This is a genomic window from Plectonema cf. radiosum LEGE 06105 (assembly GCF_015207665.1).
GTDB classification, from domain to species: domain Bacteria; phylum Cyanobacteriota; class Cyanobacteriia; order Cyanobacteriales; family Nostocaceae; genus Rivularia; species Rivularia radiosa_A.
In genome coordinates this window covers 67,017-85,240 of sequence record NZ_JADEWL010000007.1, presented here as the reverse complement: position 1 = coordinate 85,240, position 18,224 = coordinate 67,017, and the positions used below count along the sequence as shown (strand labels likewise).

General features: G+C 38.1%; 13 protein-coding genes and 1 pseudogene. 3 read left to right on the top strand and 11 right to left on the bottom strand.

Going from position 1 to position 18,224, the window contains the following annotated elements; translation table 11 throughout:
- Positions 1-205: 205 nt before the first annotated feature.
- From IQ247_RS03655 to IQ247_RS03635, 4 genes and pseudogenes are all read right to left on the bottom strand, one after another.
- Positions 206-1,111: pseudogene (locus IQ247_RS03655) on the bottom strand (30S ribosomal protein S1); the annotation flags it as partial.
- A 666-nt stretch (positions 1,112-1,777) separates the two neighbouring features.
- Positions 1,778-1,885, bottom strand: a complete 108-nt coding sequence (locus IQ247_RS03650) for a photosystem II reaction center protein T (protein WP_017744537.1) — start codon at positions 1,883-1,885, stop codon at positions 1,778-1,780.
- A gap of 165 nt (positions 1,886-2,050) precedes the next feature.
- A complete protein-coding gene (gene psbB / locus IQ247_RS03645; RefSeq protein ID WP_193917143.1) occupies positions 2,051-3,583 on the bottom strand; it encodes a photosystem II chlorophyll-binding protein CP47 in 1,533 nt (510 codons plus the stop codon).
- A 657-nt stretch (positions 3,584-4,240) separates the two neighbouring features.
- The gene (locus IQ247_RS03635) at positions 4,241-4,576 is read right to left on the bottom strand and encodes a hypothetical protein (RefSeq protein WP_193917139.1); all 336 of its coding nucleotides are present in this window, start codon (positions 4,574-4,576) and stop codon (positions 4,241-4,243) included.
- 439 nt (positions 4,577-5,015) lie between these two features.
- Between IQ247_RS03635 and IQ247_RS03630 the strand changes: the two genes are divergently transcribed.
- Both IQ247_RS03630 and IQ247_RS03625 read left to right on the top strand, forming a co-directional pair.
- On the top strand, positions 5,016-6,656 hold the full coding sequence (locus IQ247_RS03630) for an ABC transporter substrate-binding protein (protein WP_193917137.1): 1,641 nt from the start codon (positions 5,016-5,018) through the stop codon (positions 6,654-6,656).
- Positions 6,657-6,803: 147 nt separating this feature from the next.
- On the top strand, positions 6,804-7,829 hold the full coding sequence (locus IQ247_RS03625; RefSeq protein WP_193917135.1) for an ABC transporter permease: 1,026 nt from the start codon (positions 6,804-6,806) through the stop codon (positions 7,827-7,829).
- A 150-nt stretch (positions 7,830-7,979) separates the two neighbouring features.
- Here the strand turns inward: IQ247_RS03625 and IQ247_RS03620 are convergent, their stop codons facing one another.
- The 3 genes from IQ247_RS03620 to IQ247_RS03610 all read right to left on the bottom strand — a co-directional run bounded on the left by IQ247_RS03620 (position 7,980) and on the right by IQ247_RS03610 (position 9,993).
- Entirely contained in the window at positions 7,980-8,846 is an 867-nt protein-coding gene (locus tag IQ247_RS03620) for a pentapeptide repeat-containing protein (RefSeq protein ID WP_193917133.1), read from the bottom strand.
- A 122-nt stretch (positions 8,847-8,968) separates the two neighbouring features.
- Positions 8,969-9,196, bottom strand: coding sequence for a type II toxin-antitoxin system MazE family antitoxin (gene mazE / locus IQ247_RS03615; RefSeq protein ID WP_193917131.1), 228 nt, complete (start codon positions 9,194-9,196; stop codon positions 8,969-8,971).
- Between the two features lie 161 nt (positions 9,197-9,357).
- Positions 9,358-9,993: a restriction endonuclease subunit R gene (locus IQ247_RS03610; protein ID WP_193917129.1), complete on the bottom strand. Its 636-nt coding sequence runs from the start codon at positions 9,991-9,993 to the stop codon at positions 9,358-9,360.
- A 172-nt stretch (positions 9,994-10,165) separates the two neighbouring features.
- Here IQ247_RS03610 and IQ247_RS03605 point away from each other — a divergent pair, with 172 nt between their 5' ends.
- Positions 10,166-12,619 (top strand): alkaline phosphatase D family protein, encoded by a 2,454-nt coding sequence (locus tag IQ247_RS03605; RefSeq protein WP_193917127.1) that lies wholly within the window; start codon positions 10,166-10,168, stop codon positions 12,617-12,619.
- Positions 12,620-12,658: 39 nt separating this feature from the next.
- Here IQ247_RS03605 and IQ247_RS03600 read toward each other — a convergent pair whose 3' ends face one another.
- The 4 genes from IQ247_RS03600 to IQ247_RS03585 form a co-directional block, all read right to left on the bottom strand.
- Positions 12,659-12,928: a YciI family protein gene (locus IQ247_RS03600; RefSeq protein ID WP_228059442.1), complete on the bottom strand. Its 270-nt coding sequence runs from the start codon at positions 12,926-12,928 to the stop codon at positions 12,659-12,661.
- 145 nt (positions 12,929-13,073) lie between these two features.
- Positions 13,074-15,509: a phenylalanine--tRNA ligase subunit beta gene (pheT, locus tag IQ247_RS03595; protein WP_193917126.1), complete on the bottom strand. Its 2,436-nt coding sequence runs from the start codon at positions 15,507-15,509 to the stop codon at positions 13,074-13,076.
- Positions 15,510-15,973: 464 nt separating this feature from the next.
- Positions 15,974-16,336 (bottom strand): response regulator transcription factor, encoded by a 363-nt coding sequence (locus IQ247_RS03590; RefSeq protein ID WP_193917124.1) that lies wholly within the window; start codon positions 16,334-16,336, stop codon positions 15,974-15,976.
- Between the two features lie 111 nt (positions 16,337-16,447).
- Positions 16,448-17,875: a response regulator gene (locus IQ247_RS03585; protein ID WP_193917122.1), complete on the bottom strand. Its 1,428-nt coding sequence runs from the start codon at positions 17,873-17,875 to the stop codon at positions 16,448-16,450.
- Positions 17,876-18,224 lie beyond the last annotated feature (349 nt).

Sequence of the window (18,224 nt, the reverse complement as noted above, 5' to 3'; positions counted from 1 at the left end):
CCGCTTGAGCTTCAGTTTCTACTGGTGCTGATTCTACTGGTGCTGCTTCCGCTTGAGCTTCAGTTTCTACTGGTGCTGATTCTACTGGTGCTGCTTCCGCTTGAGCTTCAGTTTCTGCTGGTGCTGATTCCGCTTGAGCTTCTTCAACAGCTGGTGGAACATCCTCTACTGGTAATGCTCCAGCCGCTGGTTCGAGAGTTATACCCTGCTCTTTAGCCAACAATTGTTCGCGGAACTTAGCAGCCATTTCTTCTGCTTTATCAAATACCGCATCCCGGTTTTTAATCATGTCACCAGGTTCGGGTTCAAGTTGCTTGGTAGATAGAGAAATTCTTCCTCTTTCTGCATCCAAGTCAATAATCATTACCTTCAATTCATCATTGACATTGAACACGCTATTAGGTGTATCAATATGTTCGTGAGAAATCTCGGAAATGTGTAGTAGACCGCTTACACCGCCAATATCGATAAAGGCACCATAAGGTTTAATACCGCGAACTGTACCGATTACAACTTCGCCTACTTCTAAGCGGTTCATCTTACGCTCAACCAATGCTCGACGGTGAGACAATACAAGTCGGTTACGCTCTTCATCTACTTCTAAGAATTTTAATGGTAGGTCTTCCCCCACCAAGTCTTCTTTTGGCTTACGAGTACTTATATGAGAACCGGGAATAAAACCGCGCAATCCCTCAATCCGCACCAATGCTCCACCACGGTTAGTCGCGAACACCCCAGAACGTACAGTAGCATCCTCTGTTTGTAACTGACGCACTCGCTCCCAAGCCCGCATATACTCAATGCGGCGAATGGAAAGCGTTAACTGACCTTCTTCATTCTCATCACTGAGAATGTAAAATTCCCGCGTTTCGTTGGATTGTAATACTTCTTCCGGGTTGTCCACCCGGTTAATTGACATTTCTTGTATAGGTATATATGCCGCAGTCTTAGAACCTATGTCAATCAGAGCGCCGCGTGGTTCTAAACTAAAAACTGTACCTGGGACTATATCCCCTGGGCTGAAGTGATAATCGTATTTATCAAGTAAAGCCGCGAAATCGTCGTGAGTAAACCCTATATCATTGGTTGGTTTCTGATTGACATTTACCATGCTTTATGTTTCCTGGTTTTATTCTCCGTAAAATTTTTGCCTCCTAGCGATGTATATGCAATCGCCTTGTTTTGGGAGTTCATACCTACATTCAATATTATCCTAGCGCAGAAAAGCCAATTAAAACACACATTAACTTCCAGATTTTAAATTATATCAAATACTAATAAAATGAGTGCCAATAGTCAATAAAATTTTAGATTTTAGATTCTTACGATCGCGGTATTCTTTGTCGTCTGATTGTTTCGATTATGGATTTATATTCTCAAGTTCCTCTGTAGCCTAATAGTCCACCACATAAGTTATGAGGTTCGTCTAACGACCTGCTGTAGAGACGTTATACATAACGTCTCTAGACAATTTTGGGAAAAACTAACCATTCATAATTCATGTGGTGGAGTACTAGTACAGCACGGCGTAAATAAAGCAACCATTTAAAATGCTTGAAACCCTTATCCTATAATATTTTTGCTCGCCGTAGGCGCGGTCTGTTTTGACTTTTGACTTTTGACGAACGCGCAGCGGTACTAGTGGCTTTTCTATAGAAGTTGGGTTTCTCTCAACCCGATTTCTCGATAAACAAAAAAAACAACCGCTACGGCTCCTTAAATATCGGTCGCAGCGGTTATGATTATCTACTGAATTCGCCGTCATTTCGGCGTTAGATTATTTCTCCTCTTTATTTTCAATGCGAGGAGGTTCACGGAAGGCGATCGCGAAAAATAGGGTGCCAATCGCCAGTGCCAAAATCAAAATGTATGCAACGCTTTCCATATAATTAATTCCTACTGACTATCAGGCTGTAATCCTAGTGTACCAAGGACAAGTAGGTAATGGTCGCGTAATTTGACTAAATTATGAATTTTAGTTTGATTTTGCGACCATTCTTTACACTTCTTTACTTAGAAGTAGTTTGAACCCAGTTGAGAGCCTTTGATATTAAGCGGCTTCTCTGTTTGTACGAGTAGTTTTGTCACCCACTTTGGCGAATCTACCCCATTCCACTTGTTCTTCCAAGTCAGCATCAACACCAGCAAATACGTCTCGGTAAATTGTCCGAGAACCATGCCAAATATGACCAAAGAAGAACAAGAGTGCGAATACGGCGTGTCCGTAGGTAAACCAACCTCTAGGGCTAGTACGGAATACACCGTCAGAGTTCAAGGTTTCGGTATCAAACTCAAAAGGTTCGCCCAATTGAGCTTTGCGGGCATACTTCTTCACATCTACCGGGTCTGTAAAGGTTTGACCGTTAAGGTCACCACCGTAAAAACTTACGGTTACACCAGTTTGCTCGAAGCTGTACTTGGATTCTGCACGACGGAAGGGAATGTCAGCGCGGACAACACCATCAGCATCGGTTAAAATTACGGGGAATGTTTCAAAGAAGTTGGGAAGACGACGCACATCTAGTACACGTCCTTCACCATCTTTGAATACCGGATGTCCCGACCAAGATTGGGCGATACCGTCGCCTTTATCCATGGGACCAGTACGGAATAAACCTCCTTTGGCGGGGCTATTACCAACGTAGTCGTAAAAAGCTAGTTTTTCAGGAATTCTCGACCAAGCTGCTTCTAGACTTGCGCCGTTAGCAAGACTAGCTTGGACGCGACGGTCAATTTCCTGATGGTAGTAATTTTGATCCCATTGATAGCGAGTTGGACCGAATAATTCTACTGGAGTCGTAGCGCTACCGTACCACATAGTACCGGCAACTACGAATGCTGCAAAAAATACTGCTGCAATTGAGCTAGAAAGTACGGTTTCGATGTTACCCATCCGTAAGGCTTTATAAAGTCTTTCAGGTGGTCGTACAGTTAAATGGAACAAACCAGCAATAATTCCGACAATACCAGCAGCAATGTGGTGAGCTACAACTCCACCAGGGTTGAACGGGTTAAAACCCGCTGGACCCCATTCCGGTGCTACTGCTTCAATGTGACCCGTTAATCCGTAAGGGTCAGAAATCCACATACCCGGGCCAAATAATCCGGTGAGGTGGAAAGCACCAAAACCGAAGCAAAGAAGACCGGATAAGAAAAGGTGAATACCAAACATTTTTGGTAAATCCAAAGCTGGCTCGCCGGTACGGGGGTCTTGGAACAATTCCAAATCCCAATAAACCCAGTGCCAAACGGCAGCTAAAAACAATAAACCAGAAAGAACGATGTGAGCTGCGGCTACACCTTCAAATGACCAGAAACCGGGGTCAACAGCAGTACCTCCAGTAACGCTCCAACCACCCCAAGATTCGGTAACTCCTAAGCGTGCCATGAACGGTAGTACGAACATCCCTTGCCGCCACATGGGATTTAATACGGAGTCTGAGGGATCGAAAGTAGCTAATTCGTACAAAGCCATCGAACCAGCCCAGCCCGCCACCAAGGCTGTATGCATTAAATGTACAGAAATAAGCCGTCCTGGATCGTTCAGAACTACTGTATGTACTCGGTACCAAGGTAGTCCCATTAACTACGCTCCTCCTCGATAATTATGTTTACAAACAAATTTTTGAGTTTTTGTTATTAGCAGACTTTGTTTTTTGGCTAAGCGCGTCTTAAATAGTTAAGTAAGAAACGCATTAGTCACCATGACACTCTCCCTCCTCAGAAACTACTTCTTCCGAGGCAGAATTATTCATGTAAAAATGAGAATGTTTTAAAAAGTGTAACTATTCGTGGAACTGTTTGCAAGAGTGTTAACAGCAGGCTTGACACTGATATGTGGTAACAGCAATGTAGATGGGAATACTTATATTTGTTTTTTTATTTCGGTGGATGCAGCCCCTATAAGGCTTATACCATTTTGGATTTTAGGTTTGAGATTTTGGATTGCAAAACCTGATTATACGAGGGTTTCGTTCTTTGCTTTGCCGCAATCTTTTTTCAAATCGGTTCTAGTTTACAAAACCTATGTCGATCCAAAAGTAACTCTTTATCAGTTTTTACTCATAAGTATTTTTACTGATTAAAAAGTATAAAATAGCTCAAAAAAGTTGCCAAGGCGGAATCTTTAATCTCAATGTGTGAGAGAGCGAACTTAGTGCTATAAGGGACTAATGTTCAGAAGAACATCGGGATTGGGTTAAGCAAAATAAAGCAGATGATTTTACTCAAGCAAATGATGTCATTTTACAACCGAGTGAATATTTTGCAGTTGACATTTAGCAGAACCATTCCCTAGACGTTCGATGACTTGTTCGGCACTAATTAGACGTTTTAGAACTACTTGACCGATATTTTGAGGTGGTACGTTTCGCGGTACGGATAATGCTGGCTGAACTTCCACGGTGACGATCGCATCTTCAACCTGATAAAGCCACATCACCTCGCTGTCTTCTACCAAACAAATATTTAAGCGTTGAATATCTGGTTGTCGCCGCCATGCGGTTACTTGCCATAGTCCGTCGAATGCCCATACTCTGCCTACTTTCCAGCCTTCGGACAAGAAAAAATATTTCACGTTTTATAATCCTGTTAAGAGTTAAATAAAGGTCAAAGGTCAACGGTTAAAGGTTAAAGGTTAAAGGTTAGAGGTTAAAGGTCAAAGGTCAAATGTCAAAGGTTAAAGGTTAGAGGTTAAGGGTTAAATTTCCTTTGTTTTTTGAACCTAATATAATATCCGTTTGTATTTGTATGCCTGTTTACTTGATGAGCCGTCTTGTTTACCAGTCCTACAAAGTTTTATTGGAACCTAAGACCCGAGAAAAGCTTATCAAACCTCTTGCCATTCAGTCGGTATTTTAAGATAAATTTCGTTGGTTTTAAGTTTTTGTCTGTCAGGGGATACGGTATTGGGAATTTTGTAATTTTTTGACCTGATAAAACCTAGAGATATTGGCAAACATATAGTAAAATATCTCACCGCTTACTGTAATTTTAATTTATTAGTTCCTAATGCTATGAGTTTGTTTTCCTTATCTGTAAGAAGGCAAGGGCGAATTAGATTGTTATTCTCCCTACTGTGTATTTGTATTTTGCTGGTTTCTAGTTGCGCGAATAATCAAGTTACTAATCCGTCTGCTTCAGCTTCTGGAAATGGTCGCATTACCATCGGTACTACCGCAAAACCTCGTACTCTTGACCCCGCAGATGCTTACGAGTTATCTTCCCTGTCGTTAGTGTATAACATGAGCGATCGCCTTTACACTTATGCACCTGGAAGCACGAAACTCAAGCCAGAATTGGCTACAGCATTACCAACTGTCAGCGATGATGGGTTAATTTATACTATTCCGATTCGTCAGGGTGTGGTGTATCATGACGGCACAAAGTTTGATGCCAAAGCGATGGAGTTTAGTTTGCGTCGCTTTATTGAAAATAAAGGTAAGCCATCTTTTTTACTCTCCGATATTGTGGAGTCAGTCAAAGCCACGGGAGATTATGAGTTAACTATTAAGTTAAAACAACCCTTTGCTGCTTTTCCTTCATTACTCGCTTTTTCTGGAGTCCCGGCGCTTTCTCCCAAAGCTTACGAAATCGGTGAAGGGAAATTTGAACCAAATAAATTTGTGGGAACTGGCCCTTATAAATTAACTAAATTTGGCACAGATTCGCTTACATTCGATGTATTCGATGAATATTGGGGAGAAAAACCCCTTAATAAGGGTGTAAACGTACAGATTCTCAGCAGTGGTGTCAATTTGTACAACGGCTTTCGTAAACAAGGGGTAGATGTTGCTTATGTTAGTTTAGACCCCGACCAAGTTACCAGTTTGGAAAAAATGTCCAAAGAAGGTAAATGGTTAACAATTCCTAATGAAGGTAGCGTAGTTAGTTATTTAACACTAAACCGTAATCAAAAACCCTTAGATATACCAGAAGTGAGACAGGCGATCGCCGCAATGGTTGACCGCAAATTAATATATGACAGAGTGTTGTACGGTCAAGCGCAAGAAGTTTATAGCATGATTCCGACAACCTTTGATGTTTATAAACCAGTATTTAAAGAAGAATACGGAGAAGGTGGGAATGTCGAAAAAGCCAAAGAATTACTCAAAAAAGCCGGTTTTTCTCAGGAGAATCCTGCTGTGGTAGAAGTTTGGTATCCTTCTAGTTCAGCAACTCGGAGTTTAACAGCTTTAGTTTTAAAAGCACTTGCGAAAAAAACAATGGATGGAATACTAGTATTGGATGTGAATACTGTAGAATCTACATCCGCTTTTAAAAATATTGGTGAAGGGTTATATCCAGCATTTTTACTTGATTGGTATCCTGACTTTTTAGATGCGGATAATTACATTCAACCATTTTTATCTTGTCAGAAAGGTTCTCCAGAAAAAGGATGTATTGAAGGAGGAAGTCAAAGTCAAGGTTCGTTTTTCTATAGTCAAAAAATGAACAAGCTAATTGACCAACAACGGGAAGAACAAGACCCCAAAAAACGCCAGAAAATCTTTGCAGAAATTCAAGAAATACTAGCCTATGAAGTACCTTACGTTCCTTTGTGGCAAAGTAAAGATTATGTATTTGCTCAAAATGGAATTACCGGGGTGCAATTAGATGCTACCCAGAATTTGATATATAAAAATATTAAGAAATAAATGGGTAATTGGTAATGGGTAATTGGTAATTGGTAGAGGGAGTAAAAAAAATTTTCCAACTTCCAACTCCTAACTCCTAACTCCTAACTCCCATCTCCTAACTCCTGACTTTCAATCCAAAATCCAAAATTTAAAATCCAAAATCCTATGTCACGATCAAAAGCTTTAGCGTATTACGTTACTACTCGTTTGTTGTTGGCTCCGCTGCAAATTCTCACTATTATTACTATCGTTTTTCTATTACTTAGAGCTACTCCTGGAGACCCGGTTGATGCTATTTTGGGTGGTCGTGCGCCGGAAAGTGCTAAGGAAGAATTACGCACACAATTAGGTTTAGATTTACCTTTGTGGTTGCAATATTTTCGATATTTGGGTAAATTGCTTGTCCTTGATATGGGGGAATCTACAACTAGTCGTGGACAGAAAGTTTGGGAGATTATTTGGCAGTATTTCCCGGCGACGGTGGAATTAGCGGTATTTGCAATTATCATCGCTCTTGTGGTTGGAATTGGAGTCGGGACTATTTCGGCTTCTCGTCCGGGTACTGCTCTCGATTTGGGTGGTAGATTGTTCGGTACTATTACTTATGCTTTGCCGATGTTTTGGGCAGGAATGATACTACAGTTAATCTTTGCTGTTTGGTTGGGTTGGTTTCCTTTAGGAACGCGCTTTCCAGCAAGTATGGGTTCTCCAGAAGGTTTGACTGGGTTGTATACAATAGATAGTCTTTTAAGCGGTAATTTCGGTCAATTTTTTACAGCCATTCAATATTTAATTCTACCAAGTTCTACTTTGGGGTTATTACTCAGCGGTATTTTCGAGCGGATTGTGCGGGTGAATTTACAGCGAACTATGCAGTCGGATTATGTGGAAGCAGCAAGAGCCAGAGGTATTCAAGAAAGAAAGATTTTGGTTTCCCACGCTTTGAGAAATGCTTTGATTCCGGTAATTACGGTGTTGGGATTAACTTTTGCATCGTTGCTTGGTGGAGCCGTATTAACCGAAGTAACATTTTCATGGCCAGGATTAGCAAATCGATTGTTCCAAGGAATTAGCGAAAGGGATTATCCGACGGTGCAGGGAATCATGATATTTTTCGGGACAATTGTTGTGGGAGCGAGTATTTTAATTGATATTTTGAATGCTTATGTCGATCCGAGGATTCGGTATTAGGTAATTGGTAATTGGTAATTGGTAATTGGTAATTGGTGTGTTAGCGTAATTGGTAATACACCTTTTTTATATTTTATTAAGGAAAAGTTTATTTTCTTTGTTTGCAAAACAGCAAGATGAACCGCCATTTTTAATTTTTATGAATTTATATTATTTTGACTTTTCTTGCCACAAACGCATTTGTTTTTTTAGATTCTCGTCAAATTCAGTCGGGAAAATAGTCTGCTCATTGTAATAAGTATCTGTCCAAATAGTTTTGGAGTCGTATTGAGCTTTTTGTAAATTGGCACCTATTAAATAAGCGCTTTCTAAAGTAGCCTCTTTAAAGTTTGCTCCTTTGAGGTCTGTATTCGTAAGAACAGTTTTAAGTAGATAGGCATCAATAAATTTTGTACCTCTAAGTTTTGCTTTTACAAAAATAGTGCCAATTAATCGAGCATCTTCAAAATTAGCACCACTGAGATTTGCTTCTGTAAAATCACTATTACCTATAGAACTCATACTAAAATTGGCATCATTCAAATTAGCTTTTCTAAAATTAGTATCACTAAGTATTACGCTTTTTAAATTAGCCCATCTAAGATTAGCATCTTCAAAGTTAACACCATCCAAATCCAAACCATAAAAATCAACACCTATTAACTTAGCTCCCTGCAAATTAACCCCTTTAAGCGTCGCTTCATAAGTAACATTGCAATTAAAATCACCAATTTCCGAAATACCCATTTTCCCTTTATCGCCAACATCATCCCGATACCTAAGTTCTGCACCAGTTAAATCGGCATTACTCAAATTAGCTCCATCTAATAAAGCCGCCGATAGTTCCGCACCTCGCAAGTCAGCCCCAGATAAATTAGCATTACTCAAATCGGCACCGCTCAAGTCGCATTTAGGGCATTTTTTAGTTTCTAGTAACCGTTTGAGGTGGCTGGGATTGTAGGTTTTTTTGGCATCGCAATCTTGACAGGCAGATAGAAAAATAATAAATAGAGCTAAAATTGCTGAGGGGATTTTCATTATTTATATAAAAACGAGCTACGATAGCAAGTTTTGCTGTTGTAGTTATAAAAGTTTCTCTTATTATTCTTCCCAGTTTGTAGCGATGAAATTACAAATTATCTGCCTTAATTTTTTTCGCGTTATTTGGCATTAATCCCATCTCCTACAACAGCATCCCAAGCAGCAATTTCAGCCTGATATTCTTGATCTTGGGCATCCTCTTGTAGAGCAATAATCATTTGTGATTCTAAATTACGACGACGATATTCTGCTAAAAGTGCATTTTTATAGGCACTACGATTACCTTTTGACTGAGAATCTACAAATTGCAAGATGTCATCTTCTAAAGTGATTGTGACTTTCTGCATTAGTCTTACTCAAATATATGACTGAATTATCTTACCACAATATTCTTAACCCACGTAGGCGGGTTTCGCTTGTGTAGCAGCGGTTTCAACCGCCAGGTATTTTGAAGGCAGAGCCTTTAGATAATGGGTTCCCAGTCAGAGACTGGGAACCAGTTTTGATCTCAACCCAACTCACAAATTGCTTTCAAAACCTGTAATAACTCAACTGCTCGCTCGGATTCCATTAAATTTAATGATGGCATTAACTGATATATGGGAGGATTTCCCTGCTGAATATACACAAATTGATATTCCCTTCCGTTTGTAGTCAAACCCCAAACTGATTTTTGATGTTCTAAACATTCATAAGCGTAAGTAAGCAATTGGGGTAAACCCTCGAAGACATCAATACCGCTGTTTTTAGATTCAATTACTAAAACCCAAAATGATTTCGCTGCATTTAATTTTGTTTTATTAATAGCTAAAACATCCAGCCTACCTGTAACTTTTGTATCTTCGTCTTCAATAACTATATCGGCAATATTTTCTTCTAAAGCTATCTTGATGGGAGAGCGATAAAAGCCAGCTAATCGCATTAAGGGAAAAACTGTTAAAGCTTTGACTAATCCTTCTAATACTTTACTTTCAATAATATAATTATCAAAATCCGTGCGAATTTGTAAAAGTTCTTGTCTTTCAAATTCGCTTAAAATCTCTAGCGATAACAATGATGTGAATGAATCATTGTATTGCCTTTGATAGCCGAAAAGCCGATGAATATCTCCTATGGATAAGTTTTTGCTTTGGAGAATTGCCATAAGGTTAATTATTGTGGTTTATTAAATTATTAACCCACGAAGGTGGGTTTCGTCTGTGTAGACGCGGTTTCAACCGCCACTGAAAATCTGTTATAAATTCAAATTTAACATCCCCACTCAACTTAAAACCGTTATAACTTGAAGAAGAAACTGTAGATAGGTAAACAGTTATATGGGATGGACACCATTAAGAGAACGTCTTGATCGATTACCGCTGATTCTCGCTGGACCAATTTTACGACGCACCGAACCCGATGCTGTAACTGTATGGGTGGCTTTGAAAGCAAGTCGTCGTGTAACTTTAACAATATTTGACCAAAATCATAATTTCTTATTTGAAAGTACTAGAACTACGGCAAGAATTGGCATTAATTTACACGTTGTTGCTGTGACTGCTAAGGCTTCATCAAATGTACTGATTAATGGTGAAAATTATCTCTACGATTTAGATTTTGGTAATGGTGAATTACTTAATAGTCCGGGTATATTAACTACTGAGGGAACGCTCGAAGATATTACTTATTCTTTATATAAATTACCTTCTTTTGCATTACCGCCAAAAGATTTAAAAGATTTACGCATCATTCACGGTTCTTGTCGTAAACCCCACGGTGAAAGTTTGGATGCGCTTGTTGCTGTGGATAAGATGATTAAAGAAGCGTTAGCAAAAAACCCACAAAAACGACCGCATCAACTGTTTTTAACAGGAGACCAAATTTATGCTGACGATGTTGCTGATGTATTACTTTTCATGTTGATGGATGCAGGAGAAACACTTTTAGGATGGTCGGAAAAGTTACCCGATGTTGGAAATTTAGCAGAATTACAACCCGGAAAACGGAATAATTTAGCGACTAAAATTGCTGGTTTTACTTCAAGTATTGGTAAATTTCATAATTTGACAAATCTTGCCAAAAGTCATCTATTTACTTATGGCGAATATTTGGCAATGTATTTATTTGCTTGGAGTGATGTACTGTGGGTTGATGCGGAATTTTTCCCGGATTTTGTAGATGTTAATTCCGAACATTGGGAAGCTAAAAATGAGCAAAAAAAAATTTACGATGAAGAAGTTAAATATATTAAAGATTTTTGGTCAACTCTTAAAAACGTCAGACGTGCTTTAGCAAATGTTCCCACTTATATGATATTCGACGACCACGAAATTACCGATGACTGGTATTTAAATATCGCTTGGTGTTCCCGTATTCTCGATCAACCTTTGGGAAGACGGGTTTTACAAAATGGAATGTTAGCTTATACTATTTGTCAGGCTTGGGGTAATACACCAGAACAGTTTGAAAAAGATACCAAAGGTGAAGCATTACTCAAAGCTGCTGTCGCTTGGTCAGTGAGTGGTGGTACGAATACCACTTGTGAATTACAAATTAATCGCTGTGTCGGTTTACCGAGTGTTATTGAGATTCAACAGAATTCAAACAAATTACCTCATTTTGAGGAAACATTAACTTGGCATTATATAGTTAATGGTCCCGGTTATGAAGTTATATTACTTGATACCCGCACTTGGCGAGAATTTCCCGGTAAAGAATTTGATTTTCCTGCACTTATTAGTCAGGAAGGTTACGAAGAACAGATATCAAAATTAGTACGTCGGGATGATGTTAAAGTTAGTTTTATTGTGTCTCCAAGTCCTTTTATCGGTGTACCTTTTGTAGAAAATATTCAAAAAATTGCTAAAAGTTTTTACGAAAAAATTGGTAATGCAGCTTGGGGTTTTGATACTGAAGCTTGGTCATTAAATGAAACTGCATTTGAACGAATGCTTGCTCAATTAGCATTACGAGCATTACCTAATTCAAAAAGTCGTGTAGTGGTTTTATCTGGTGATGTTCACTATAGTTTTGGTGCGCGTTTACAATATTCAGCAATATATCCTTTTGAAAGTTCTGAACCAGTTAATTCAGAATTAGTAGTTGCTCAATTAACTAGCAGTTCATTTAAGAATGAAGTCAGCGGTATGGGTGGTAGTCATTCCGCACACAAAAAAGGTTTTGTTCCCATTGGAGTTAGCAGTGATTTACCAACAGCAGAAGTATTAGGATGGCGAAATCAACAAGGAAAAGAATCAGAAATTGGGAATATTTCTCTTCTTGTTGAAGATGTATTTCAACGCATTCCTTTGAAAATTAAAGGTAATCCCGGAACAATTGATTTAGTTAAACAAAGAAATATGTTTCGCAGTGTAGAAATCACAAAAAAACCCGAATGGTGGTATAGAATTGATTTTCTCGCAGCTAAAGACGAACAATTAAGCGAATTCAAAGCTGAAAAGATTGAAACTACTTCTGCAATTGCTCCATTACCAAGAGAAAATCGTAAACCAGCTTTAGAAGAATATTTATCAATGGCAAGAAATTACCGCGATTATATTAGTAAAAAGGGACACGGTACAGAAATTGTCGGTTTAAATAATTTGGGTGAAATCACTTTTGATCTAGTTGATGATAAAGAAGTTGTAGTTCAAACTCTGTGGTGGAGATTGGAAAGTCAAGAAAATGGCAAAATGTTAGAACCATTTCCTTTGACTCGCTGCGAAGTATCCTTAGATTTTGATGATCAACAACATCCGATCAATGATGTAATTAAGGAAGTTGACAGTTGACAGTTGACAGTAACCCATTATTTTCGGTCAAGATGATGATCAAAAAGCTTGAACCCATTCTTTGACAAAATATTCAGTCCAAATCCCGTTTTTCCAATAAGGATCATTTTCTACTAACTGACGTACTGTCTCTTCATCAGGTGCTTCGTAAATCCCAAAAACTTGAGTTGTATCTTTTGTCGGACCTAGTGTAACTAAAACACCATCTTCTTTCTGCTTTTTTAATCCATCTAAATGCTCTTGACGATAAGGAGCGCGTTTTTCTAAAACGTTTTCGCAGTAGCTGCCCCACATTATATATTTATTCATGATTGATCACTGATTAAATGGATGACGCTGATGACACGGACAATTGATAACTAACTCCTAACTCCGGTACAGACGTAGCAATACGCCCCGTCTCTACAATTCCTAACTCATAATCCAAAATCTAAAATCTAAAATCCAAAATTGATTAACTTCTCAAACTTACCCCAAACTGTTCTACTAAAGTATCTCTAACTTTTTGATGTACTGGCTCGACATCTGCGTCGGTAAGAGTGCGATCGCGCAAACGATAAATCAACCGAAATGCTAAACTTCTTTGTCCAGATGGTACTTTGTCACCGCGATATTCATCAAATAATTCGACGGATTCTAATAAATTTTTACCTGAAGAAGTAATTGCTTTTTCGATTTCGGCAACTGTTAAATTTATCGGCGCAAAAAATGCTATATCTCGATCGGATGGCGGATAGGTAGAATAAGATTTGAATTCTGGTGTCTGTATGTCATCGCTATCAAGCTCATCTAAAATGACATCTAGATTCAGTTGAAATACATAGACATCATCCGGTAAATCTCTTTCGCTACGGACTTGGGGATGCACTTGTCCAAATACACCCAATCTGTTACCTTTAATCCAAAGTGAAGCGGTACGTCCGGGATGCAAGCGCTCGTTGCGTCGATCTGGCTGATATTCTACCTGCAATCCTATGACTTGAAAGACGCTTTCTAAAATACCTTTGGCTTCAAACCAACTTAGCGATCGCGAACTACCGCTGTTCATCCATTTACTGTTTGTAATATCGCCTCCGATTATTCCCCCTACAATATCTGTCTCTTGAAAACCGTCTTCTTCTTCCCAAAAAATTCGTCCGATTTCAAAGCCGTTAAGCGCACCGTTTCCTTGTTCGATATTATATTGAAACGCATCAATCAAACCGGATATCAAATCTGTTCGCAATGCAGAATATTCTGTAAACAAAGGATTACTCAATACTACCTGTCTTTCTTCTCCCGGTTTTACCAAGGAGTAGTGCATTAATTCTGTTAATCCAGCAGCACGAAATGCGGCTCGTAATTTGCGAATTAATTCTTGATCTGCTGGTAAATAACCAATTTCCGTTTTTTCGGGTAAGGTATCGCAAAGGTTGTTATAACCATACAAACGAGCGATTTCCTCAATTAAATCAATTTCTCTTTCTAAATCCCGGTAACGATAAGCTGGTACGGAAACTGTCCAAGTTGCATCACCAGAAACAGTTAACCGACACCCCAATGCAGTTAAAATTTGCTCTACATCTTCGCTTTTAATTTCTCCGCTTTCTTCTGCCAATTCTACAGGGCCAAGTATTTGATTAACTCGATCTAAACGTAATTCAATCGAACGAGTCCAAGTTGAAATATCGGGAAGGGTATGGGAAGTTTTTCTGGTTTTTAAAGTTCCACCAGCAATTTCCACAATTAAGGATAAAGCACGACGACAAGCAATTTCCAATTCCGCGTGATTTACTCCTCGTTCATATCTAGTAGAAGATTCACTTCTCAAACCAACGCTACGAGATGAACGACGAATTGCTACCGTATCAAACAACGCTGCTTCTAAAACTAAGTTTTCGGTTCCATCATGGACTTCGCTTTCTTCCCCACCCATGACTCCCGCTAAAGCTACGGGTTTGTTGTTAACTGTAATCAATAAATTTTGAGTTGATAATTTACGGGTTTTTCCATCCAGGGTTTTAAAAGATTCCCCGTTACTCGCAAACCGAACCCCAATTTTAATATTTTCACTACCAGCAATTCCTTGGAGTCGATCGCGGTCAAATGCGTGTAGTGGTTGTCCCCATTCCAACATGACATAGTTAGTAATATCAACTATGTTGCTAATCGGTCTAACTCCCGCCGCTAATAACCTTTGCCGCAACCAATCGGGAGATGGAGCGATTTTTACTTGTTCTATTAGGGTTCCAATGTATGCCGGACAAGCTTGAGTTTCATCAATTTCTATACTGAAATTTCCTGCACCTTGAGGAACCAATACTTCTTGTGGTTGGGGAATTTTTAACTTTCCACCAGTTATGGCTGCAACTTCCCGTGCTATTCCTACCATACACAAAGCGTCAGCGCGGTTTGCCGTAGCGGTGACATCCAAAATTACATCATCCAACCCCAACAACGGACGTACATCGGAACCTAATTGTAGGTTATCCCCAGTAAAAATATGAATTCCGTCTACATCGGTAGGTAAACCAAGTTCTTCTAAAGAACAAATCATCCCTTGAGAAGGTACCCCCCGTAGTTTTGCGGGTTTAATCCTTAAATCTTTATTTGGGAGGTAAGTACCGACAGTCGCAACTGGCACGTATATATCAGCACGTACATTAGCAGCACCGCAGACAATATTTAAAATTTCGTCTTTACCGACATCAACTTGACAAACGCTTAGTTTATCAGCATTTGGATGTTGTTCGCGTTCGATAACTTTCCCGATTACAACCCCATCAGCCCAAGTTCGACGGTCTTCGATATCTTCGACTTCAAACCCCGCCAGTGTCAGTGTTTCTGCCAGGTCTTCGGGACTTAATTTTAACTCTACAAGTTCTTGTAGCCAATTTAAAGAAATACGCATGGAATATATTTGCTTATGCGATTAAAAATAGCGATTGAATCAATACGCATAAACTATTTTAAATGGGAATGGGTTATTAGCAATGGCAAATTGGATAATGGACATATCACTACTCAAAAAAGCACTTAATCCATCTTCCGATTTTTTTTACCATTACCGTGAGTATAATTCGTAATATCACCCGGAGGGTGATTATATTGCAATATTGAGTATCTGATATTTCGTAATATATATAATAACAATCCTATTTCACGTTTTACTTGTTTACTGTTAAAAGATTTCAACAAATCTGAAATTGTTTTTTTAACCTAACTGTCAAAAATATTATATCTTTTTTTATTTGCAAATTTTTAACTGTACATCAACTTATAATGCTTTATTCAAAAACATAAAAGCACTCTGATGAAAATATTGTATTTTAAGTAGATACACTACTATAAGATTAAAATAGCTAGATAAAATAATTAAACAAGAACAGATATCACCGCACTGATTAATTGTTGTTTGGTAAAAGGTTTTGTTACATAAGCATCGGCTCCTTGTCTCATTCCCCAAATACGGTCAATATCTTTATTTTTAGAACTACAAAAAATAATCGGTATTTTTTGTGTCGTTAAATCTTTTTTAAGTTTACGACAAAATTCAAATCCGCTCATTCCCGGCATTACTACATCTGTAATAATTGCATCTGGTTGATGTAATCGTGCTTTTTCTAATCCATCTTTAGCATCAATTGCTCTAATTACCGTATAGCCACCTTCCTGCAAAAAAATGTTCATTAACTCCAACTGAGAAGGAGTATCTTCAACAACCAAAATTGTAGCCATTTTTATCCTCACTATCCACATTTACTAGTAATTTACTCAAATCCAACCCAGAAGCAAAAATAATCTTTAACTTATATTTCAGAAATTTATAACTGATGTTGATGTAACTAATCAAGTTAAATGCATAAACACCATTTTGAGTAAATCAGCACGAGTAAAAGGTTTAGTCAAATATCCACTAGCTCCAACTAGTCTTGCTTTTACTTTGTCTACAAATCCTTTACTCCCCGTTACCATCACAATCGGAGTATTCTTGAACTTTGAGTTATTGCGGATAATCCGACATAATTCATAACCATCAATTCCTTCCATATTTAAATCTAATAAAATTAAATCTGGCTGATGTCGAATAATTGACATTACAGCTTTCAAGGGATTATCAATGGTAACAACAGAAAAGCTCTCATCTTCCAAGAAGCGGCTAATTTCTTTGAGCATTACTGGACTATCATCTACAGAAACAATTTTGTAAACTTTTCTTGGTGGTAAACTTGACTCAGGAGGAGCAGCTTTAATATTATCTGGTTTTGCTATTTGTTCAACTTTCTCTGCATTTGGAGCAGAAAGTTGAGTAACAGGCTTAATGGTCACTTTATTGACAGGTATTATTTGCTTTTGTGGAGGAATAGTCGGCTGTGATTTGATAGTTACTTGTGATGCTGTTTGTATGGTGTCAGCGACTTCTTTATTGATAAATTGGGTTATTTTACTATTAGTGTGGGATACCTGAATATCATTTTTAGGTAGTTTGTCAAATGGTGGATCTGGTTCATGGAGTAAAATCGCTCCACTTTGGATATGAGGATATAAACTGCGTGCTAACTGAAGTTCATCTTGATTCATAATTACAGCAAGATGACGCAAACTAAATCCCTTCATCCAGTTAACTAAATTTGGCTGAATTTCGGAAATTTTTTGTATATGAGTTTTTGTATTAATCCATAAATAAGGACGTTGAAATGGAGAAGTAATCCGTGGTGCAAAATGTTCCCAAGATTGCAATCTATCTTGAGAAACTACTAATAGTTTTTCGGCATCCAATCGACAAATCTTCGGAGATAAAATTAAATTCTGATGAAATTCGTATGTACCTTTTTTTATCAGTAAAAACGATTCAACAACTTCTTTTACTAACTCTTGAATTAATATAGCTGCTTGTGTAGGATTCAAATACCTTTGAGTTATTAACCAGCAAATTGCTTGATAATCTGGAGATTGTTGAAAAGATAATGATTCTGACGGATTTTCTGTAGTTTGGACTGACTTTCGCTGCGAATCCGGCTCAAACATCATCCGTAACTGCACGCGAATTTCGCTGGTTAAAGTGGGGATTTGAACTGATAACCGACGCAAATGACGCTCAAGTCGATCAAAAGGTTCTACAGAATGAGTAGCATAAGCGATTTTACCTTCTTCTAAGTAAATCCACCAATTAACTGAATTACTTTGAACTTGCAAACAAGTATTCTCAAAGCAACTAGATAAATGTCTTAATAAACTCAGGGGAGACAATTTTGTGAAAGTTGCAAAATTATTCATATAGCATGGAGAATTACACTAAATAAGACAAAATATTTGTAAACATCAATTCAATCTAGTTAAGCATTAAAGAATAAATATTCTACATGAATTAATTTGTTCTTTTTTGACATAAATATATTACCAGTTAAAAATGTTACATTACAGATTGATTGCTACATTTGTTTTTAGACTATATTAATCAACAATACATAACGGAACCTTTCAGAAAACTTAGTATTTATTCTTGATTTTGGTGAATTAACTCTCTTTTTAATAAGAAATAATTTCCAGTCCGTCAGTATTTCATCTAATCTAGGTTTTTTCTACACATAATCTTTAATTTTTCGCGTATACGTAGGACGGATTT